Origin of the sequence: Rothia nasimurium (assembly GCF_004569295.1) — a bacterium.
Classification (GTDB): Bacteria; Actinomycetota; Actinomycetes; order Actinomycetales; family Micrococcaceae; genus Rothia; species Rothia nasimurium_B.
Genome location: NZ_SPQC01000006.1, coordinates 48,438 through 70,655, shown reverse-complemented (window position 1 = coordinate 70,655; position 22,218 = coordinate 48,438). Strand labels below are relative to the sequence as shown.

General features: G+C 57.2%; 16 protein-coding genes. 13 read left to right on the top strand and 3 right to left on the bottom strand.

Going from position 1 to position 22,218, the window contains the following annotated elements; genetic code table 11:
• Positions 1 to 22: 22 nt before the first annotated feature.
• The 6 genes from E4U03_RS02760 to E4U03_RS02735 all read left to right on the top strand — a co-directional run bounded on the left by E4U03_RS02760 (position 23) and on the right by E4U03_RS02735 (position 7,835).
• Entirely contained in the window at positions 23 to 601 is a 579-nt protein-coding gene (locus tag E4U03_RS02760) for a hypothetical protein (protein WP_135011459.1), read from the top strand.
• Between the two features lie 31 nt (positions 602 to 632).
• The gene (locus tag E4U03_RS02755; protein WP_135011458.1) at positions 633 to 2,171 is read left to right on the top strand and encodes a polysaccharide biosynthesis tyrosine autokinase; all 1,539 of its coding nucleotides are present in this window, start codon (positions 633 to 635) and stop codon (positions 2,169 to 2,171) included.
• 201 nt (positions 2,172 to 2,372) lie between these two features.
• Entirely contained in the window at positions 2,373 to 3,686 is a 1,314-nt protein-coding gene (locus tag E4U03_RS02750) for an oligosaccharide flippase family protein (protein ID WP_167752242.1), read from the top strand.
• A gap of 12 nt (positions 3,687 to 3,698) precedes the next feature.
• Positions 3,699 to 4,577 (top strand): hypothetical protein, encoded by an 879-nt coding sequence (locus tag E4U03_RS02745; protein WP_135011456.1) that lies wholly within the window; start codon positions 3,699 to 3,701, stop codon positions 4,575 to 4,577.
• A gap of 16 nt (positions 4,578 to 4,593) precedes the next feature.
• Complete coding sequence (locus E4U03_RS02740; protein WP_135011455.1) at positions 4,594 to 5,604, top strand: hypothetical protein; 1,011 nt, start codon at positions 4,594 to 4,596, stop codon at positions 5,602 to 5,604.
• A gap of 101 nt (positions 5,605 to 5,705) precedes the next feature.
• Positions 5,706 to 7,835, top strand: coding sequence for an acyltransferase family protein (locus E4U03_RS02735; RefSeq protein ID WP_135011454.1), 2,130 nt, complete (start codon positions 5,706 to 5,708; stop codon positions 7,833 to 7,835).
• Positions 7,836 to 7,889: 54 nt separating this feature from the next.
• On the opposite strand, the gene E4U03_RS02730 is transcribed toward E4U03_RS02735, so the two are convergent.
• Positions 7,890 to 8,618: a hypothetical protein gene (locus tag E4U03_RS02730; protein ID WP_135011453.1), complete on the bottom strand. Its 729-nt coding sequence runs from the start codon at positions 8,616 to 8,618 to the stop codon at positions 7,890 to 7,892.
• Between the two features lie 229 nt (positions 8,619 to 8,847).
• A complete protein-coding gene (locus E4U03_RS13680; RefSeq protein WP_135011452.1) occupies positions 8,848 to 9,420 on the bottom strand; it encodes a Rib/alpha-like domain-containing protein in 573 nt (190 codons plus the stop codon).
• 205 nt (positions 9,421 to 9,625) lie between these two features.
• On the opposite strand from E4U03_RS13680, the gene E4U03_RS02720 reads away from it, so the two are divergent.
• Both E4U03_RS02720 and E4U03_RS02715 read left to right on the top strand, forming a co-directional pair.
• Positions 9,626 to 10,957 carry a M16 family metallopeptidase gene (locus tag E4U03_RS02720; protein WP_135011451.1) on the top strand — a complete coding sequence of 444 codons (1,332 nt, stop codon included), beginning with the start codon at positions 9,626 to 9,628 and terminating at the stop codon, positions 10,955 to 10,957.
• 329 nt (positions 10,958 to 11,286) lie between these two features.
• Positions 11,287 to 12,204 carry a DUF559 domain-containing protein gene (locus tag E4U03_RS02715; protein ID WP_135011450.1) on the top strand — a complete coding sequence of 306 codons (918 nt, stop codon included), beginning with the start codon at positions 11,287 to 11,289 and terminating at the stop codon, positions 12,202 to 12,204.
• A 162-nt stretch (positions 12,205 to 12,366) separates the two neighbouring features.
• Here E4U03_RS02715 and E4U03_RS02710 read toward each other — a convergent pair whose 3' ends face one another.
• Positions 12,367 to 14,319 (bottom strand): acyltransferase family protein, encoded by a 1,953-nt coding sequence (locus E4U03_RS02710; protein ID WP_135011449.1) that lies wholly within the window; start codon positions 14,317 to 14,319, stop codon positions 12,367 to 12,369.
• 337 nt (positions 14,320 to 14,656) lie between these two features.
• Between E4U03_RS02710 and dapB the strand changes: the two genes are divergently transcribed.
• The 5 genes from dapB (at position 14,657) to E4U03_RS02685 (ending at position 22,199) form a co-directional block, all read left to right on the top strand.
• Positions 14,657 to 15,412: a 4-hydroxy-tetrahydrodipicolinate reductase gene (gene dapB / locus E4U03_RS02705; RefSeq protein WP_135011448.1), complete on the top strand. Its 756-nt coding sequence runs from the start codon at positions 14,657 to 14,659 to the stop codon at positions 15,410 to 15,412.
• A gap of 3 nt (positions 15,413 to 15,415) precedes the next feature.
• Positions 15,416 to 16,021, top strand: a complete 606-nt coding sequence (locus E4U03_RS02700; protein ID WP_245207650.1) for a hypothetical protein — start codon at positions 15,416 to 15,418, stop codon at positions 16,019 to 16,021.
• Between the two features lie 93 nt (positions 16,022 to 16,114).
• Positions 16,115 to 17,047: a 4-hydroxy-tetrahydrodipicolinate synthase gene (gene dapA, locus E4U03_RS02695; protein ID WP_135011447.1), complete on the top strand. Its 933-nt coding sequence runs from the start codon at positions 16,115 to 16,117 to the stop codon at positions 17,045 to 17,047.
• Positions 17,048 to 17,150: 103 nt separating this feature from the next.
• Complete coding sequence (locus E4U03_RS02690; RefSeq protein ID WP_135011446.1) at positions 17,151 to 18,866, top strand: ribonuclease J; 1,716 nt, start codon at positions 17,151 to 17,153, stop codon at positions 18,864 to 18,866.
• Positions 18,867 to 18,953: 87 nt separating this feature from the next.
• Positions 18,954 to 22,199, top strand: coding sequence for an FtsK/SpoIIIE family DNA translocase (locus E4U03_RS02685; RefSeq protein WP_135011445.1), 3,246 nt, complete (start codon positions 18,954 to 18,956; stop codon positions 22,197 to 22,199).
• The last annotated feature ends 19 nt before the right edge of the window (positions 22,200 to 22,218 follow it).

The following is a 22,218-nucleotide window of genomic DNA, read 5'->3' as shown; positions in this document are numbered from 1 at the left end:
TACTCCTTCGGAAGGCTCCCCAATGGTACAGCAAGCACAACATTCCTGGTATTTCGTATGCACCGGCAATATCTGCCGGTCGGCATTCGCAGAGGCCTATCTTCAACGTCTCTTCAACGGAGTAGCAGCTGTACACAGCGGGGGAACCGGGGTCAACCAGGCCCTGGCTCCTACTGAAGAAATCAAAACACTTGCAGCCCGCCAGGGACTCTCCCTCGATGAACATACCCCCCGGTTTATCGAGGGAGAGGAGCTCAAAGCGCACGACATCGTGCTGACCGCGACGGTAGCCCACCGGGCCCAAGTACTAGCAGAGGCACCGACCCTGCTCAATAGGGTTTTTACCATCAAAGAGTTTGCCCAGCTTCTACCTCAAATCGACGTAGAAGAAATTCATCAGGAAGACCCCAGCAAATGGTGGAGAGCTACAGCCCGTAAGGCCTCCCAGCTCAGATCACGGGTCAACGCTCCTGACAATGATCTAGATATCGTTGACCCCTTCAAAAAAGATATGGACGTCTACATCGCGAGCACCCAGGAAATCATGGAAGCGCTTGATATTATCGCAAACGTCGAACATATGAGAGCCTCACGGGCCTAATCACACAGCACAACTGAACGGAACAACCTCAATGAACGAATCGCAAGCAGTAGCCGACTCGGCTTCTGAAAAATCGAAAGGCGCCATCGAAGGTTTCCTTCGTACTCTCCGCCGCCAGTGGTACATCCTTATCATCGCCGCCGTTATTGGCGGCCTGCTAGGCTTCGGCTTCTCTATGATGCAGCCTAAGGTCTACGCTTCTGACGCAACCGGCGTCGTCACCACCGGTGATACCGGTAGCGTGGCCCTGGCATCGGCTGCTGATACCCTCACTAAGTCAAAGGCTACCCAGTACCAGGCCCTAGCATCATCCCGCACTGTTGCAGAACGTGCTCTGGAAATCTCTGGCTACCAGATGACCCCTGAACGAGCTATCAGCATGGTGTCTGCTTCTGTTCCCCTTGATACCGCACAGATCAAGGTAAGTGTTCGTTCACAGGATCCCGAGCTAGCTAAGAACCTTGCTGACGCTTGGATTCAGGCCCTGGGCGAGAACGTCCAGACCGTCGAAAACTCCGGCAACAAGGCAACTACCGGTGAAGGTAACTTCGCAGTCCAGTCTGTCATGCAGTTCTCTGCTTACGTGCCGGCTAATCTTCCTCAGTCACCGGTTTCACCCAACGTTAAGCTCAACACCCTGCTAGGCATTGCTCTAGCTCTGATTGTTGGCGTTGTGTACCTCTTCATCCGTTCAGTTCGCGACCGATCAATTCGCTCAATGGACGCCCTGGTTGAAGTAACCGGCTCAGAAATTCCCGTTCTGGGCACCGTTCCTTTCTCCTCATCATTTGCAGATTCACGTCTAATCACTCCGAACGACGCAGCAGAGAACACCCGACGTGCTGATTTCCGACTCGTCGAGTCCCTCAAAGAACTCCGCACCAACCTGCAGTTCAAGAACCCCGACAACCCTCCTCGCCGTATCGTCGTTACCTCCTCACTTCCTTTTGATGGTAAGTCAACCGTTGCAGATAACCTGGCGATTATTCTGGGGCAGTCAGGCAAGCCCGTATTCCTCGTCGATGCTGACCTCCGCCGTCCTACTGTCGCTAAGAGCTTCGGCCTCATCGAAGAAGTCGGCGTCACCGACGTCGTCATCGGCCGCGCTGACGTAGAAGACGTACTTCAGACCGTAGAAGGCTACCCCAACCTCTACATCCTGGCTGCTGGTCGTATCCCTCCGAACCCCTCTGAAATCCTCAGCTCAGATGCCTTTACCCAGATGATTGACCGCCTCGCAGAAGAAGGCATGGTTATTCTGGATGCGCCCCCGCTCCTGCCTGTTACTGACTCGGCTATCTTGGCTACTAAGTTCGATGGCGCCCTTGTCGTTGTAGAAGCAAATGGTACTAAGCGTGAGGAACTTGCGAAGTCCATCAGCAACCTGAACCGAGTCAATGCCGATATCCTCGGTACTGTGCTCAACAAGGTTCCTGCAACCGGCTCTGAAGCAGGCTACTACCAGTACTACGGCCGTGAATACTACTACGACAATGAAGGCAAGCGTACTGGCCAGAAAAGCGAGAAAAAATCACGCAAGGCCAAGAAAGCTAAGCGCAAAGAGAAGTAGTAGCACGTAATCGTTCATTGAGTAATGAGGGTGGGAGGAACAACCTCCCACCCCTGTGCTATACCGACCGGGCACGAAGAAAGATTTATGGCTAAAAAATACCAACCGAGGCATTTGGCAACCGACTTCACGGAAAAGTATAAGAGCCACACCGTTGAAGAGCCGATACAAGAGACCCCCCAACCGAGCGTGCGAAAGAGCATGTTCTACTCGTTGCTGGGGAACCTTATTGCGCCTATCGCGGGTCTTGCCATTGCACCTATTCTTTCTAACTCTTTGGGCGATGCTGGGCGCGGTGCCCTTGGCGGCATCACATCTTTAGTGCTTGTAGCAACTGCGGTTGGTGCATTTGGTATGCCAGAAGCACTGACCTTTCACGCTGCACGATTCGTGAGGCGTACCGGCTCGGTTCTCAAGCTTGTTGTAGGTGTGCTCGTACTTTTAGGAGCCGTATGCGCAGGTGTGATTTATGTACTTGCACCTTACCTAGCAGCAGACCACGGGCCCTGGTATGCACAGCTCGTTGTTCTGACAGCATTAGCGGTTGTGCCCAACATGCTGATTCTTATCCCGCGCGCCCTCGTAGCGGCCACCCACCAATGGCACCTGCAAGCGCTGGAACAGGGCCTCTTCTCGTTGCTACGACTCGGAGCCATTCTTGTACTCCTCTGGACCGGGAACCTTAACGTTCTCAGCGCCGTTATCGTTACCCTCGTAACTCCGGTACTGGGTGCTCTTGTATACGTGCCAATGCTGGTGAAGATTCGCCAGCAGAAGTACCGCTACTCGGGTGAAAAACAGCCAGTAGGGGAAGCTCTGGGGTACGGCGGCAAGGTCTGGTTTGGCTCCCTTTCTGGGATTGTGCTTTCACGTATTGACCAGACCCTCATGATTAAACTGACCACTCTTCAAGAGCAGGGTCTCTACGCTGTAGCTGTGACTATCGGCGAAGTACCTTCGGTTATCTCAAACGCTATTCGTAATGTGGTTTTTGCCTTAGACTCACGTGATAGCGGCGATGAAGATAGCGCAGCGGCAGCCGATCAACGTCTGACAATGACTGCCAGAGTCACCACCCTCATTACGCTCCTTATCTCGCTCCCGATTGCTCTGACAGCTCAGTGGTGGATTGGCCCTATCTTCGGCCAAGAATTTGAAGCAGCAGTACCTATGACCTGGGTTCTGTTAGGAGCCGCGGCTATTGGTTCCGCAGGGTCCGTAGCGGGCGCTGGCCTCTCAGGGCGCGGACACCCCGATCTGCGTAGCTGGTCTATGGCTATCGGCGCAGTGTTTAACCTGCTTGTTCTTATAACCCTCACCCCGCATATTGGAGGTATGGGTGCTGCCCTTTCTACCTTGGTAGGTAGCGGCTTAGCTGGTTTCAGCAACATCGTTTTCTTGAAACTTAAGTTTGGCTTCAAGATTCATGAATTTTATTTCGCCCGAGGAGCAGATTTTGCGCTTCTTGGACGAGCAGCTCGAGCAGTGCTGCGCAAAGCAAAGATTATGAAGTAGAAAGAAATACACATGGTTTCGATGGATCTAACCTACAGCCGACCGGTAAAAATTGTTCTCAAATCAGCAGCTATGGGGCGGCTTCGCGCTCTCAACGCTGTGAGCAAGAAGAGTATTGTGGGCAAAGCCCCGATTACTCTGTCGCTCACTTCGTACGCAGACCGCCTGAAAACAGTGTGGTACACCATCGAATCATTGGCTCAGGGTTCGGTCTTGCCTGCACGGTTTATTCTTTGGGTCGATGAAGAAGACTTTTCTATCGACAACTACCCCGAGCTGAAACGACTGCAGAACCGCGGCCTTGAGATTCGGTTTACGAAGAACTATGGTCCGCACAAGAAAGCCTACCCCTACTGCCTTGAGACCGGGGGAGAAGAAAACCTGCTGGTAACCGCAGACGACGATATCCTTTACCCCAAGAACTGGTTACGTTATCTGAATGAAGCTGCTGTCCAGTACCCTGGCGAGTTTTTAGGGTACCGTACTCATCGTTTTACCTTGGACGCTCAGGGGCAGGTCGCACCGTATAAGCAGTGGGTGTACGGATCAGTTAACGATGCTCTGTACTCAAACTTCATCACAACGGGCGCGGGCACTATCTTTCCTGTAACCTTGCAGAAGGCTCTGAAAGAAGCTGGCGAAGACTTTCTTGATAAGAGCCCTAAAGCAGACGATATCTGGGTAAACATTATTGCCCTGCGGAATGGTCTGAAAGCTCGCAAAATTGACCACCGGGGTATGACCTTTATTTCCATTCCCCGTACCCAGAAGAACGCTCTACACCATCAGAATGTTGCGGAAAATCTGAATGATAAGCAGTTGGCTGCGAGCATCACCCAGAACGAAATTGACTTGATCGCGCAGGACGCTCCTCGCGTCTCAGAAAACTAGAGAAGAGATTTTTACGATGACTAACCTATTGTCACGCCGTTTACTTCTATCTGGTCTTTCAGCCGGAGCTGTGGCGGGGCTTGCTGGCTGCGGGCAGGAAAAAATTGAACGAATTGTACCTACAGAAACTGCTACAGCGGCTACTTCAAGTGCAGCTGCATCAGGCTCAGACCCCAGAAAATGGGTGCACTTTGGTGATTCTCTAACAGCCATAAGTACAACAGTAGATGATTTAGCTGGGCTAACAGGATATGAGCATATAAATGCTGGTATCTCTGGAGATAAAGCAATTAACGCTGCGTTAAGAAGCGGCGCGCTAGAAATAAAAATTACTCTAGAAAATAATGTGATTAAGGAATCTGGGGAAAATTTAATTACTGATTTTCAGCCAATTGATTTTATCGCGAGGAACTCATGGCGGTACCCAGCGGTAGTTCAAGGAACTAAAGGTTACCTTATTAGCCATTATGGTGAAGATGTTGCATATTTTGCCCGAGATACTCCCGGTGATGCCATCGATGTGGGAGGCCCAGTAGAGGTCACTGTTGACCCTGAAGCAGAAATTGACTTCCTGCGCAAAGGTCCTGCTCATGAATACTCGATGATTATTGGGCTAGGTAGGAATGATAAGGATCTAACGAGCTCTATTGAGTCTGTCGTTGAAAATATTGGAGTGCTTCTCGGTACGAATACTCACCCTGAAGCCCGGAAGCTTGTATGGGAAATTGTTCCATGGGTGCATGAACCTATAGGTGGCGAAGCACGCGCAGCAATCGATGAATGGAATGCAACTTTAGAAGAGGCTTTTGGCGATATCTTTGTTAAACCCATCACAGCAATCTTCGATAACCCTGAGATAGCCTTTGATAAAGCCGGAGTTCCGATGACTGAGCAAGATGACGCAAATCTTAAAAACCGAGTAATTCCAGCGAGCTTCAGGACTGATGCGAACGGACATCTTAACGAAGCAGGGTCAAGGGCCTGGGCTTATTTCATGTTCCAAGAAATGAAAAAGCGCGGCTGGTAAGACCTCTTCAGCATCGCATAAAAATTCTTTATCGATTAAATTAATAATTTTTTTCGGGGGGGGGTAGCACCCCTCCCAAGGGTTTATATGGCAAGGGAACCATGAACACAGCTACCACATCACATGGCTACCGGCATAGAGCCACCGGCACACAGCGATCCGATATCCAGGGTCTTCGGGCCGTAGCCGTCTTACTCGTCATCGCCCAGCACTTCTGGAATGTACCTCAGGGTGGCTTCATCGGTGTTGACATATTCTTCGTGCTTTCAGGCTTCCTCATCTCAGGAATTATCCTGCGAGATATCCAGCAACACGGACGGGTACGATTGCCTCGTTTCTACGCCCGCCGTCTGCGTCGTATCATGCCCGTAGCTCTATTCGTCTCGGTTATTACCGTTGTTCTTGCCTGGTTCACCTGGTTCACACCTCAGACCTTGCAATACACCCTTGATGCCATCTGGTCGAATCTCTGGGTAGCTAACTGGCATTTCGCAGGAGCCGGAACAGATTATCTGGCACACTCTTCAAACCCCTCGCCCTTCCAACATTACTGGTCGCTATCCGTTGAAGAGCAGTTCTACGTAGCCTGGCCTCTGGTGCTTACTTTGGCCTGGGCTATAGGTAGCAAGTTCAAAAAACCAGAACGCGCGGTCGATATTGCAATTATCGCGACTATTATTCTTTCTGCGCTATGGGCAGTTCTCTTCACTGACTACCGAGCACAGTGGGCCTACTTTGACACCATTTCACGAGCCTGTGAATTCGCGATTGGCGCCTTGGCCGCACGATTAGGTGCTAGAAGGAAGTACAGCCATTACCTCGGCCTAGTAGGGCTTGTTCTGCTCATCGCCTCAGCATTTACTATTACTGCTGCAACTCCTTTCCCCGGACCCTTCGCCCTTGTCCCTGCGATTGCAACAGCCTTAGTACTACTACCCCAACAACAGACAGTTCCCGTGGTGATTGGACTTGAAAATCCTGTCATGCGTTGGATCGGCGATATCTCATATTCGCTCTATCTATGGCATTTCCCCGTCCTTATTTTCATGACAACCTGGTTCAGTAACTCCAACCTGGTTCTGCTGGGGTGCCTGGTGCTGACATTTGGACTTTCAGCGCTCTCTTACTACCTTGTAGAGAACCCCATCCGCCATTCGGACCTACTTCGTAGCTGGGAAAAGCAAGAGCGAAACCAATTGCCCTCACTATGGATCAAGGCCGGCAACCTGATATCTGCCACTGTTCTAATTGCGATTGCAGCTATGACAGTGTGGCAGTTTATGCCCTCAAAATATGCTGTGCTTGCGCCTCAGACCATGAATGTAGAACGAGCGTCAGCAACAACTACTTACAACACACTGGAAGAAGTCGAGAACGCCATTGCAAGCTCATCTCAATCAGAGTGGAGTAACCAGCTTATCCCTTCACCCAACCAACTCACCCAGGAGCAGATGGGCGAAGCAATGGCCCCATCGACTTCCTGCGCTGTAGGATTTGGAGCCACAGACTTAAAGCTCTGTGAATGGGGCGCAAGCGAAGAATCTGCTCAACGCACAATACTTGTTATTGGCGACTCAGTCGCAATGGCCTGGACTCCAGCAGTTGTTGCAGCGAGCGAGGCAACAGACCGAGTTGTCGCTGCTGGTGTAGGCTCTTGCTCAATTATGTCGATTCGCCAGGAAGCCGATTTTGAAGCAAGCGGATTCGCTGAAAAATGTGCAACTACACGTGAAGCTATGTTTAATCTTGCTGAAAAGATGCAGCCAGATCTCATTGTTATTGCGAGCGCAACAGGTGGCTATGAGTATCAGCTCAACGAAGCTGGCCAGATTATTACCGATGCAACTCAAAAGTCAGAGAACTGGGAGCAAGCAACGGCTCAGACGCTCAAGCAACTTGCAAACTACACCAGCCATATCAGCGTGCTTGGTTCCCCTGCGCTTACTGGCGATCCACGAAGCTGTATGACTAAGACTGGGACAACAGCAGATTGCTCTGCAGAGCTACAAAGCTACCAACAAGAAAAGGAAACAGCTGAACAACGTGCAGTAGAATCCACTGGACTAGGAGCAACTACGGTAACTCGTTTTGACGCACTTGCAGTAACCTGCGTCAACGGTACGTGCCCTGTAGTCATTGGAGAATACCTTACACATACAGACCCTACCCATATCACACAGGCATTTGCTGAAAGCCTGGCACCACTTATCAAACCGGTACTCCAGCCATAAAAGAAGAGGGGCAGGAACTTTGAGTTCCTGCCCCTTGCCTTTACTCTCTGAACTTTACTTTGATTTAGCCTGGCGGCGTACTGCAACCAATGCCGCACCACCTACAAAGAACAAACTTGCCCCCACCATAGACAGAATGGTCAAACTATCCCCAGCTCCGGTACGGGCCAAAACAGGCTGGGCTGACTGCTGAGCAGAACTCGATGACGAAGCTGCAGCCTGTGATGAGCTTGCTTCGCTCAACTGAGCAGTCTGCGATGCAGCGTTTGCATGCTCCACTCGAGGGCCCAGTAGAGGCAGGCCACGGGTAGGCAACGGCCCTACAGACAACTGACTAGCTGCTAGCAAGGTAGGCTCTACAAACGGTACATAGGTGGGTGACGCCGCAACTGCAGTGGGCGCAACAGGAGCCACCACTGACTCGGTGACTTTCGGAAGAGCAGCCGCAGCGTCAGTAGCGACGGGAGTAGCGGTAGGCTCAGCTGAAGCTGTAGGAACAGCTACTGCTGAGGTCTCCTCAGGGGCAGGGGCTACGAGCTCGGAGGAAGGCTCCGGAGTTGCCTCTGGAACGGGCGGGGCAACAACCCGATAAGGAGCTACTAGACTATCTTGTGACCCGTCCAGGTAGGTGAGTAGTAGATACGCATAACTTGCCCAAGGTCCGGTTGAAATACGAGCATCCGTAGAAGCAACCAGATGAATCTGCTGCCCGTCCTCGCTCAAACTAACAGACGAAATATCACTGTCAGAGTACTGCAACGATAGGCCGGTACCAGCCGGCAAAGAGCCACCATTACCTGCGATTACTAAGTTATAACTAAAAGCCCAACCCGGAACGACTTCTGCAACTGAAACTTGTTCACGAGAAACAGAAATAAAGTCACTGTACTTTAAAAGATTCACAGTAAGATGAACTGCACGCTCTACCCCGTCCTCGTCCACGAAGGTCAGAGGAATCTTATGCTCGCCGCTAGGCGCCCCAACGTCGGGGTCCAGTACTACAGAACCATCGCTAGCTACAGAAACCCACGACGGGGTTTATGCTATCACCCATGTAGAAAGCTGTCCCCGGCTCCCACGGAACCTGAAGATCAAACGAAGGGAACCCCTGCCCCCAAGAGAGCTGGGTGACGGGGAAATAATTACCTGTAATGTGCGAGCTGTAGTAATCGTTGATGACTGTTATAGGCTGAGATAGGGTATCAACCGACCCATCGGGGTAGGTTACAAGAACGTTTACCGTGTAGGTGCCCGGTTCTACATCATAGGTAGGTGAGGCAGATATGTCCCCAAAAGGGCCAGCAAAAATCCAGCTTGGGGTGTCAGGGGCGGCTGAAAAGCTAGTTCCCTCAGGCAGTTCCCCAGAATAATCTATGGGCGGGTAAAAAGTTCGCTCGTCAGGAACCACAACTAAGTAAGAATCGCTCTGATCATACTGGGGCGAATAAAGCGACGCCTGGGTCTGCGTTGCAGGAGTAACCTGTTGTGCGGTGGTCTCTGCGACAGCTTGGGGGAGAGCAACAATAGGGAGCGTCGCGGCTCCGCACGATAGCAGAGCGGCCGCGATGCGAGTGTGTTGTTTCATAAAAACTAAAGGGCCTTCTGATAAGAATATGTTTCCTTAGTTATCTAATCAAAAAGATAAAAAATAAAATTTACCCTTAACCCCTCAATTATTTTTTGTCTAAAAAACATAGTCATATTTTTAGAGGGTGAAGCGTTTCCCCAGATTCTAAACTGAAAAATCTGGCATACTAAACAGGTATTCCAGAACAGCAGAAAGCAGGCCCATGCCCGTCCTTCTACCCCTTGAAATCGCTGACCTCACCGACGAGCTCAACTACCGCACCGGCCGTCTCATCTACGCCGGCGGGGGAGGCAACGAAGTGCGCCGTTCCGTGCTACCCGGCGGCGTCCGCGTCATCACCGAATGCATGCCCTCCCAACGCAGCGTCTCCATCGGTTTCTGGGTAGGGGTAGGCTCCCGCGACGAACAGCCCGGCATGCTGGGCTCCACCCACTTCCTCGAACACCTGCTCTTCAAAGGCACCGAAAGCCGCACCGCCCTCGACATTGCCCACGCTTTTGACCGGGTAGGCGGCGAATCCAACGCCCTTACCGCCAAAGAACACACCTGCTACTATGCCCGCGTACTCGACGAAGACACCCCCATGGCTATCGACGTCATCGCCGACATGGTCACCGGTGCCAAGCTCGACCCCGCCCTGCTGGAACAGGAACGCGGAGTCATCCTCGAAGAAATCGCCATGGATCAGGACGACCCCACCGACGTCGCCTTCGAATCCTTCATCGAACAGCTCATGGGCAACAACCCGCTGGGCCGCCCCATCGGCGGCACCCCGCAAGAAATCACCGACGTTGCCCGCGACAAGGTGTGGGAACACTACAAAAAGTTCTACACCCCCGACCGCCTGGTTATCTCAGCAGCGGGCAGCCTCAACCACTCCGAAATCGTCAACCTGGTGCTTGAGTCCCTAGCCAATCGTGGCTGGGACCTCACCGAAGGGGCCCTGCCAGCCCTGCGCCGCGTCCGCCACCAGAGCGATATCGTGCCCGGTGCTCGCGAAAAAATCCTCGAAAAAGGCTTTGAACAGACCAACATCGTCATGGGCTGCCCCGGCCTCATCGCCGGCGACGAGCGCCGCTACGCCATGAGCGTGCTCAACTCCGCCCTGGGCGGGGGAATGTCGTCCCGCCTCTTCCAGGAAATCCGTGAGAAGCGGGGCCTGGCCTACTCGACCTTCTCCTTTACCGGATCCTATTCAGACGCCGGCTACTTCGGCATGTACGCTGGCTGCCTGCCTGCCAAAGCAGGGCAGGTCACCGAACTCATGCGCTCTACCTTCGACGAGTTTGTACGCGATGGTATCACACAGGAAGAACTTGAGAAGGTCGTAGGGCAGCTGGGCGGCTCCACCGTACTGGGCAGTGAGGACGCAGGCTCCCGCATGAGCCGCCTGGGCCGGGCAGAACTGGACTCGGGTAAGTTCCTCTCGATTGATGAGCTGCTCGATGGTGTTCGATCAGTAACCGCTGACCAGGTCAACGACCTGGCCCGCTACCTGGCAGACCAGGAGTGGGTCACCACCATCGTCAAATAAACTTTAGGGAGGGCGCCTGCAAAACTGCAGGCGTCCTTCTTTTTTGTGCTCTCTACGGGAAGCTTGCCGCTTTGTACCGCGTCCTGCCCACTTTTGGGGCTAAATCTGGGCAGCACGTGGTACAAAGTGAGGGGAAAGCAGGGCGGGCGGCCCCTCGAAGCGGGTAAACGACAGCCTGTCAACTCCTGTGGATGGAAGGCGAAACAAAGTGTCTTCGCTGCACCAACAGAACGACCTAAAGACCCCTGGCTAGGCACAAGGTTCTTATCTGCTATCCACAGAACACCGAGTAGTAGAAAATCTCAGACTGGGTGAGCCAAACTCACCCTATGCGGATCGCTGAACCTCTAACCTTCGTTTCCACCCGTGCCGAACTTGTAGCCGCCGGCCTATGCAACTCCACCATCACACGCAAAATGCACCGCGGCGAGCTCGTGCAATTACGTCCCGGCATATTCTGCCCAAGCTCTATCTATAACTCTCTGCGACCAGCCGAGCGATACCCCTACGCCATAGTTGCCTATGCAAAACAGAACCCTGATGCTATCTTCAGCCACAGGAGCGCTGCCTGGCTCCATGGCCTTAGCGTCATTGCTTCAGAGAACCTGGTCGATATTCTGGCTGGCCCGAATACCCGAGGCCGCGCTCAAGGAATCATCAAGCATTACACTGTAAAACCTTCTGTGCCTATCGCATACATATCAGGAACAGTGCGAGCAACTAGCCTGCTACAGACACTCGATGACTGTGCGAGATACCTGGAGCTGAGCGAATCGGTGTGCATTATCAACTCGGCTTTGAACCGGCAACTTACAACGAGTGAAGCTGTAGAAGAGCGTTTGAAGAAACTTCAAGGGCGAGGTGCACGCCGAGCGCGGGCTACACTTCCGTACCTCAGTAGCCTGTGTGAAAGCCCCGGTGAAACTCTTCTATTGATTGCAATTATTGACGGTGGTCTACCGAGACCTGCACAACAAGTAAATGTAGTGGTTGGTGGTAGGGTCTATAGACCTGATTTTCTGTATGAGAATGAGAAGGTCATTGTTGAGTTTGACGGCCACATTAAATACACGGACTATGGGCCTACTGATCGGGCTGTTATATCAGAGCGCAGACGTGAGAAGCAGCTGCAGAATCAGGGCTGGATTGTTCTTCGGTATAGCTGGGCGCAGGTGAGAAACCATCCGGAGCAGATAGCCCGTGAAATTGCTGCAATGCTCGAACTGCACAGAGGGGTGCCGCTCTAGCTACTTTGTACCGCGCCCTGCCCACTTTGGGGGGTAAAACTGGGCAGCAGGTGGTACAAAATGGGGGGGGAAGGGGAAAAGCGGGCAAGCGCGGGAAGGACGCCGGGAGCCGGGGCAGCCCGTGACACGGTACAGATGTGACAGTCCGGCCTCGCGGCGACCTTATCCCGCCAGTGCCTTTGCCACCGCGTCCTTGACGGTCTGGGCGTAGATGGTCAGGCCCTCGTTTTGCGGGTGCACGCCGTCGGAGACCAGGTACTCGGGGTGGCCCTTGGCTGCTGCCTGCCAGTCGGCAATAAAGACCGTATCGGGGTTCTGCGCTGCGAACTCGCGAATTACCTGGTTAGAGGGCTCAATCCAGGTCAGGTTTGCCGGGCCAACGCCGGTGACCAGCACAATCTTGCGCTCCCCGTTGGGTGACACCGAGGCCTTGAGCTGTTCTAGCTGGGCAACGGTGAAAGTAGAGTTGGCGGTTACCGATAGTACAAGTACCTCACGCATCTGCCCCGAATCTATTAGCTGCTCCACAACGGGCAGGGCAGCTGCGCTGGTGCGGGAAACTTCTGCATTGACCAGGGCCTGGGGCATGGCCTCACCCAGGGCAATCGAGGAGGCCAGCGTGACCGAGTCACCCACAACCGTCACCTGGGAACCATCAACAGCGGCAGACGGTGCGGTGGTAGGGGAGGGGCTGGCGCTTTCCGTCGGTGCAGCCGAGGCGCTATGGCTGGCAGAAGAGCTGGGAGCAGCTGAGGCAGTGGTCGGCTGGGGCGCCGGTGCGGACGCCTGCATGTAGTTGGCACCGGCCGCTACCACAGCTTCAGCCTGGGTCATGGCAGGTGCGGTACGCACCGCAAAAACGGTGGCAATTAGGGTTACACCGGCAAGGACGGCTACGCCCACCGGCAGGGCCCGGCCTGCCGGTGCTACCATGGCTGAGAACCAGGCTGAAAGCGTCCCTCGGAAGCCCAGCTGACGCACGGGTTGCTCCACATACATGTAGGACAGACCCGCAACAATCAGGGTTAAGAACAGCACGCCGACGTTCACCCAGGGGGAGCGTGCCGCGCCAAAGGTGTAGTGGGCCAGCACCATCAGCGGCCAGTGCCAGAGGTATATGCCGTAGGAGCGCTGGCCGATCCAGCGCAGGGGAGCTAGGGACAGCAAGCCCCGAAAGAGCTCGGATGTGCCGCCGCGGACGTCCGGAAGCAGGGCCTGAATAATGCCCATACCCAAAAGAGAACCCACCAGCAGGCCCCAGGGCATGAGCCAGGAGCTGTGGTCTGAAAGGGTGAGTGCAAAGGGAATGACGGCAGCCAAGCTCACCCAGCCGACCAGCTGGCGCATCCAGCCCCAGATACCGTTGCCGTAGCCGACCAGGGGGTAGAGACGGTCATCAACAGGCGGGTACATGGACCAGGGAATCATCATGGCCAGCAGGACGCCCAGCATCAGGCCGTAGAGGTGGGTATCGGTTCCGTAGTAGAGGCGGGTGGTGGAAGCACCCAGTAGCCCCAGCACGACCGCAGTCAGCAGCGACAGGGCACCCAAAACTCCAGGGACAAGAGCCCGCTGCCACCACTTAGCGGTAAACATAAAGACAAAGACCATCACGACAGGCCAGAACAGGTAGAACTGTTCTTCAACCGCCAGCGACCAGAAATTGGTCATGAGCTCAGGAGAGGTCTGGGTGAAATAGTCGTTACCGGCCCAAATCAGCAGCCAGTTCGACGAATAGGTAAAAGCGCCGAGAATCTGGCGGCCCAGACCGACCTGGGCATCACCGCCTACCAGCAGGGCCAAAGAACCTACCACCAGGGTCAGCAGGGCAAAAGCCGGCACCAGACGGCGCAGACGCCGCACCCAGAAAGAAACGATATCCATCTTGCCGGTGTAGGCACCCTCGCGCAGTAACAGGGCAGTAATCAGATAACCCGAGATAACGAAGAAAATATCAACGCCAATCATGCCCCCGGGCAGGTACTGGGGCCAAAAGTGGTACACCAGCACCAGCAGCACCGCGATAGCACGTACGCCGTCGAGACCGCGCAGGACAAAGCGTCGCTGCCCCTCGTGGGGGTGCACGGCAGAGTAAAAAACGTGATCGTCTTTCATAGTTCCCTTGGGTCGGTGAGCTGGGGTGCAGACGCACCTTTCTAGTGTAAGAGCTGGGCGGGTTTTCTTGTGTCGAACCCGCCGGGTCTTTTAGCACTCAGCGGGCCGAAACCGGTTTCGGATGCTGAAATACCCCCGCCTACTTTCGGGTATTAGCACAGGTGAAAGGACGCTTGGGTGCGGCAGGGCGTGCAGTGGGGCTACCCCGTTCGCTAGAGTAGTGTGATGTGGCTTGTTGATGCGATACCTGCGCCAGCCGGTGCTGTGCGTGTGAGCGAGTACCGCCAGGTGCCGCCCGGCACCCAAGCTAACGACTATCTAAGGGATATATAGAGGCATGAGCAAGATTTGGAAGGTCGCTGTTGTAGGCGCTGCCGGTCGTATGGGGTCAGAGGCAGTGAAAGCGGTTAACACCGCAGAAGATATGGATCTGGTAGCCGCCCTGGGCAACGGGGACTCCCTGGACCTGCTCGTTGAATACGGCGCCGACGTCATGATCGACCTGACCGTTCCCTCCGCCACCGAAGCGAACGTACGCTTCGCCGTTGAGCACGGCATCCACGCGGTGGTCGGCACCACCGGCTGGAATGAAGAGCGCCTGGCCTCCCTTGAAGCCCTGCTCGCCGAGCACCCTCGGGTGGGTGTGCTGATTGCCCCCAACTTCGCCATCGGTTCTATCCTGGCCACCGAGTTTGCAGCTAAGGCAGCTAAGTTCTTCGAGTCAGTCGAAGTGATCGAGATGCACCACCCCAACAAGGTGGACGCCCCCTCGGGTACCGCCGTCCACACCGCCCACAAAATTGCAGCAGCCCGCGCCGAAGCCGGTGTGCCCGCCTCACCCGATGCTACCGAAACCGACGAAGGTGGCTCCCGCGGCGCCAAGGTCGCCGGCGTTAACGTGCACGCCGTCCGCCTGCGCGGCCTGACCGCCCACCAGGAAATCCTGCTGGGCGATGCCGGTCAGCAGCTGGTCATCCGCCACGACTCCTTTGACCGCACCAGCTTCATGCCCGGCCTCCTGCTCGGCGTCCGCCAGGTCGAACAGCACCCCGGCCTCACCGTAGGCCTTGACCGCTACCTCAACCTGGACTAGCCCGTGACCTCGCTGCGCGCCTTCACCGCCGGGGCAATCACCCTGGCCGTCCTCACCGTGCTCATCCTGCCCCTGCCGCTAGGAACCCGCCTCTTCTTGCTCGCGGTCGGTGTTTTCTGTGCGGTGTTTATCGCGGTGGACGCCGGTGGGCGGGGGCGTGCCTTCGCCGCCCTCGTTACGGTAGCCCTGAGCCTCTACCTGGTACTGACCGTTCAGAGGGGCTTCATTTTCCTGCAGAACGCCGGAACCCTGGGCGCCCTCTTAGGCGGAGCTCTCATCGTGCTGCCCGTCCTAGGAGCCTGGGCCATGGTTCGCGAAATTATCTTCGGCTCCCGCACCCAGGCACTTGGCCAAGAACTTGCTGCAACCGGGGAACTGTCCGAAGACACCCTGCCCTGCACAGAATCCGGCCGCATCGACCGCACCGCCGCCGACGCCCAGTTCACTCGGGTTGCAGCAGCAACCGAGACCGAACCGGCCAACTGGAAAAACTGGTTCCACCTCTCCCTGGCCTACGACGCCTCCGGCGACCGAAAACGCGCCCGCAAAGCCATGCGCACCGCCATCGCTCTTTACCGCGGCAAAACCCCGGCCCAACTCTCCGTCTAGAAGCTGCCCGCAGACGTCCCCGCCCCGCCCAGCCACCTAGCTTTAAGCAAACTCACCTCACCCCACCCAGCCAGATAAGGTAACGTAGTAGATATGTCTGAGACCGCACAGAACACCTCAACCGCAGCAGAACCCGTCTTCGGGCGCCTGCTCACCGCCATGGTCACCCCCTTCGCCGCCAACGGCGAAGTGGACGAACAAGCAACCGCAGCGCTCGCGACCAACCTGGTGGACCGAGGCCACGACGGTCTCATCGTCTGCGGCACCACCGGCGAATACTCCACCATGACCGATGAGGAAAACGAAAACGTCTTCCGCATCGTCAAAGAGACTGTCGGCGGCCGCGCAAAAATCGTAGCTGGCGTTGGCTCCAACGACACCGCCCACACCCTGCACCTGGCCTCCCGCGCCGAAGCAGTAGGTGTAGACGGCCTGCTCGTGGTCACTCCCTACTACAACAAGCCCACCCAGACCGGCCTGGAAGCCCACTTCCGCACCGTAGCTGACGCCGTCAAGACCCCCGTCATGATCTACGACATCCCCGGTCGCGCAGGCATCCCCATCACCCCCGCCGTCTACCGCGCCCTGGCAGACCACGAGAACATCGTGGCAGTCAAGGACGCCAAAGCAGACTTCACCGCCGCCACCGAGGTCATGGAAACCACCGACCTCGACTACTACTCAGGCGATGACGGCCTCACCCTGCCCTGGCTCGCCATGGGCGCAGTCGGTCTTGTAGGCGTCACCTCCCACGTAGCCCCCGAACACTTCCGCCAGCTCATCGACGCAACCGTTGCCGGTGACCTGGCAACCGCCCAGAAACTGCACCTCGACCTGGCCCCCGTCGTCCGCGCCGCTATGAGCCGCGTACCCGGCTGCGTCGCCGCCAAGCAGATTCTTACCTGGCAGGGCATCCTCGACTCAGCCACCGTGCGCCTGCCGCACGTGCTCGCTACCGACGAAGAAGCCGCCCTCATGCGCTCCGACCTCGAAGGCTCCATCATCGCCTCAACCCTGGTCAAGTAAAAACGTACTGCGGGTACCCGGCGGGCCCACCCAAAATCACGGCGATTTTGGGTGGCCCGCTTTGCCCGTATTCAGAAAAAGAAAAACGAACGAAAGAGAAACTATGCAAACAGTTGAAAGTCCGCACCTACCTCCCAAACTGAAAAAAGACACCCTGCGCGTTGTGCCCCTGGGCGGCCTGGGCGAAGTCGGCCGTAACATGACCGTCTACGAGATCAACGGCAAACTGCTCGTTGTCGACTGTGGCGTGCTCTTCCCCGAAGAGTCCCAGCCCGGCGTTGACCTCATTCTGCCCGACCTCAACTACATCAAGGACCGTCTGCAGGACATCGTGGCCATCGTGCTGACCCACGGCCACGAAGACCACATCGGCGCTGTACCCTACCTGCTGCGTCTGCGCCCCGACATCCCCCTGGTTGGCTCCCAGCTAACCCTGGCCCTGGTCGAGGCAAAGCTGCAGGAACACCGCATCAAGCCCTACACCATGGACGTCGTTGAAGGCCAGGTTGAGCGTTTCGGCCCCTTCGAATGCGAATTCGTAGCCGTTAACCACTCCATTCCCGATGCCCTGGCAGTCTTCATCCGCACCAAGGCGGGTAAGTGCCTGCACACCGGCGACTTCAAGATGGACCAGCTGCCCCTCGACGGCCGCATCACCGACCTACGCCACTTCTCCCGCCTGGGTGAAGAAGGTATTGACCTCTTCCTGCCCGACTCAACCAACGCTGAGGTTCCCGGCTTCACCCCGACCGAAAAGAACATCGGCCCGGTTATCTCTAACGTCATGCGTGACGCCAAGCGCCGCGTTATCGTTGCCTCCTTTTCATCCCACGTCCACCGCGTGCAGCAGGTGCTCGACGCCGCCGCCGAGCGCGGCCGCAAGGTCGTGTTGGTAGGCCGCTCCATGGTGCGCAACATGACCATCGCCGAGAAGCTGGGCTACCTAAACGTACCCGAAGGTATTCTGGTCGACCTCAAGAAGGTCGACGACTACCGCCCCGAGCAAATCGTGATGATGTGCACCGGTTCCCAGGGTGAGCCCATGGCTGCCCTCTCCCGTATGGCTAACGGCGACCACAAGATTCAGGTCGAAAAGGGCGATACCATCATCCTCGCCTCATCCCTGATTCCCGGTAACGAAACCTCCGTCTACCGCGTGATTAACGGCCTGATGAAGCTGGGTGCCAACGTGGTACACAAGGGTAACGCCAAGGTTCACGTCTCCGGCCACGCCGCCGCCGGCGAGCTGCTCTACTGCTACAACATCCTGCAGCCCAAGAACGTCATGCCCGTACACGGCGAAGTCCGTCACCTGCTGGCCTCCGGCAAGCTCGCTATCGAAACCGGTATCAAGAGCGACCGTGTGCTGATCTGTGACTCCGGTACCGTGGTAGACCTGCGCGATGGCCGCGCCGATATCGTCGGCCAGGTACCCTGCGAATACGTCTACGTCGATGGTAAGTCCGTGGGCCACGTGACCGAGGACGACCTCAAGGATCGCCGCGTTCTGGGCGAAGAAGGCTTCGTTTCCATCGTGACCGTGGTCGACCGCGCCACCAAGCGCGTGGTCACCGGCCCCGATATCCACGCCCGCGGCATCGCCGAAGACGACTCCGTCTTCGACGACATCACCCCCAAGATCACCGCAGCCCTCGAGGACGCCCTGCACCGGGCCCCCGAAAAGGTGCACACCACCCACCAGCTGCAGCAGATCGTCCGCCGCACCATGGGTGCCTGGGTGGCCCGCCGCCTGCGCCGCAAGCCCATGATCGTGCCCGTGGTCATCGAGACCCACACCCCTGAGGCTGAAGGCAACTAGCAACCTCTGCGCATACCCGGCGGCAGTTTTACCTGCTGCCGGGTAAGCTATTTAAACGCATACCAACGTCAACCAGTATTGGGAAGAATGGCTCCGCGAAAGTCTGCATCGAGTAAATCAGCTCCCCGCTCTACAGGGAGCCGCTCCAAGACGTCCTCACGTCGCTCAACCTCCGCTCAAGGTCGAAGCCGTAAGACCACGTCAGCGCCCCCTCAGGAGAGCAACGCCTTTGTGCGTGCCCTGGTGGGAGCCTGGCAGTCTCTAGCCTTTACCGTGGGCGGTGCCGTGCGCCGTATGGGCGAGCTCCGCACCGATATCGAACTGCACGAACGCCGTGACGGCGGTGCCTTGCTGGTGCTGGCTATTGGCCTGCTCACCGCGGGCGTGGAGTGGTGGGGCTGGCGAGCTGACCCCGCTAACCTTGCCTGGTACGAGTGGCCGCTGCACCTGTGGCATATCGCCGTGGGCGGCCTCTTCGGTCAGGGCTCCCTGCTGATTCCCATTCTCTGCCTGATTTTCGCTATCAGAATCTTCCGCCACCCGCTGGAGGTACGCGCCAACAACCGTATCGCCATCGGTTTTACCATCATGATGGTTTCGGCTTCCATGATGGGCGCCAAGGTCGCCGGCTACCCCTCATTCTCATCGAGCTTTGATGAATTCTGGGGCGGTGGCGGTACCGTGGGCGTCCTGATCGGTACCCCTGCAAGCCGTATCGTGGGCGGCGTGAATGTGCTCGAATGGCTTGTGATTGCCCTGGTCTTCCTTGCCGGTTTGCTGGTGGCAACCGATACGCCCCTGCGCCAAATCTGGCCCAAGGTCGTGCATATTTTCGGCCTGCTGCTGGGCGAAAAGCCCCACGGCTCTGTTGCCGACGCCGGACGTCCTTCCCGCGTCTCCCGCACCCAGGACGATACCGAAACCCGCGTGCTGGACGGCGAGCACGACCGCTCCTATCTCTACGAGGACGCCCCCGCCCCAGCTCCCCGCCGCCGCGGCGGCCTGCTGAGCTGGCTGGGCTTTGGACCTTGCGAAGAGAAGGACCGGAGGCTTGACCGCTACGAGGCAGACGAGGCCTACCAGACTGCTGTTATTGAGGGTGGCTACGATGCCGAACCCGAAACTGCCCGCGTTGAGCAGGTTCCTGCTGCTCCCCGCCGCGCTGCCCAGAACGCGGCCCGCCCCGTAGAAGCCTTCGACGTTGAGGCCCCCCGCAAACAAACCCGTAAAGAGAAGAAAGCAGCGGCTAAGGCCGCCAAGAAACAGGGCGAGCTCTTTGACCAGGGTCTGTGGGAGAGCGAGGACGAGCTTGCGGCCAGCTACGCCGAGCAGGAGCGTTCGGACGCCCCCGCCCAGCGCCTCGACCAGGCCCGTCAGGCTGCCGCGGATCACGGATATAGCCCTGAACCGGTAGAAGCAGACCGTGACGACTTTGAGCCCGAGATTGTTGCGGCTCAGCCTGTTAGCCGACCGGCTGCTGCTTCTGCATCGGCACCCGCCCCCGCATCAGCTCCTGCTGTGCCCCGCCCCGGCAAGGGGAGCGCTTCTGCCGCTTCACTGGGTGCTGCCCTGACCGGCGCGGCTGCTGCCGGTGCTGCTAGTGCAACCGCGGCGGCACGTCCTGCCGCAGAGCGCCCTGCCGCTGAACGCGCGTCCGCCCGCCTGCAAAACAACACCGTGGCAGAACGAACCGAACAGCCCCGTGGCGAGCTGGTCGTGGAGTATTCGACCGGCTCCTACACCCTGCCCACCGAGTCCATGCTCGAGGCCGGCCCGCCCGCCAAGGAAAGCTCCGAAGCCAACGAGCAGGTGGTCGATGCCCTGACCAACGTGCTCCAGCAGTTCAACGTCGATGCCGAAGTCACCGGCTTCTCCCGCGGCCCCACCGTCACCCGCTATGAGATTGAGCTGGGCCCCGGCACCAAGGTGGAGCGCGTCACAGCCCTGTCCAAGAACATTGCCTACGCTGTGGCGTCTGCCGACGTACGCATCCTTTCGCCCATCCCGGGTAAGAGCGCTATCGGTATCGAAATCCCCAACACCGACCGCGAAATCGTGGTGCTAGGCGATGTGCTGCGCTCCGCCAAGGCTCACGCTACCGACCACCCCATGGTCATGGGTGTGGGTAAGGACGTCGAGGGCGGCTTCGTCATTGCTAACCTTGCTAAGATGCCCCACATGCTGGTGGCAGGTGCTACCGGCGCCGGTAAATCCTCGTTCGTGAACTCCATGATTACCTCGATCCTGATGCGCTCAACCCCCGATCAGGTGCGCCTGATTATGGTTGACCCCAAGCGCGTGGAGCTCACCGCCTACGAGGGGATTCCTCACCTGATTACCCCCATCATTACCAACCCCAAGAAGGCCGCCGAGGCCCTGCAATGGGTTGTGCGAGAGATGGACGCCCGCTACGACGACCTTGCCCACTACGGCTACAAGCACGTGGACGACTTCAACAAGGCCGTCAAGGCTGGCAAGATTCAGCCGGAACCCGGCTCCAAGCGCCAAATCAAGGCCTACCCCTACCTGCTGGTGATCGTGGACGAGCTTGCCGACCTGATGATGGTTGCCCCGCGCGATGTGGAAGAGTCCATCGTCCGTATCACCCAGCTGGCCCGCGCCGCCGGTATTCACCTGGTGCTGGCGACCCAGCGTCCGTCCGTTGACGTGGTCACCGGCCTGATTAAGGCCAACGTGCCCTCCCGCATGGCCTTTGCGACCTCGTCAGTGACTGACTCCCGCGTGGTGCTCGACCAGCCCGGTGCCGAGAAACTAATCGGTCAGGGTGACGCCCTCTTCCTGCCCATGGGCGCGTCGAAGCCCATGCGTGTGCAGGGTGCCTGGGTGGGCGAATCTGAGATTCACGAGGTCGTGGAACACGTGAAGAAGCAGGCCCCTGCGGTCTACCGCGACGACGTGATCGCCGCTGCCCCCTCCAAGAAGATTGACGACGACATCGGGGATGACCTAGACGATCTGCTGCGGGCAGCCGAACTGGTGGTCAACACCCAGTTCGGTTCGACCTCCATGCTGCAGCGCAAGCTGCGCGTGGGCTTTGCTAAGGCAGGGCGCCTCATGGACCTGCTCGAATCCCGCGAAGTCGTTGGCCCCTCCGAAGGCTCGAAGGCTCGCGATGTGCTGGTCCAGCCCGATGACCTGCCCGCCGTCCTCGCTAAGATTCGGGGTGAAGAGCCCCCGGCCCCTGTAGACAGCGACCCCTACGGAGGGGATCCCGTAGCCCACATGAACGACGGGGTGCCGCAGGCCGTTGACTACTACGACGAGGCGGACGACCCCGACAGCGAAGACGCCTGGAACCTGACCGGCCGCTAGCCGGCCTTCCCTGCCAGAC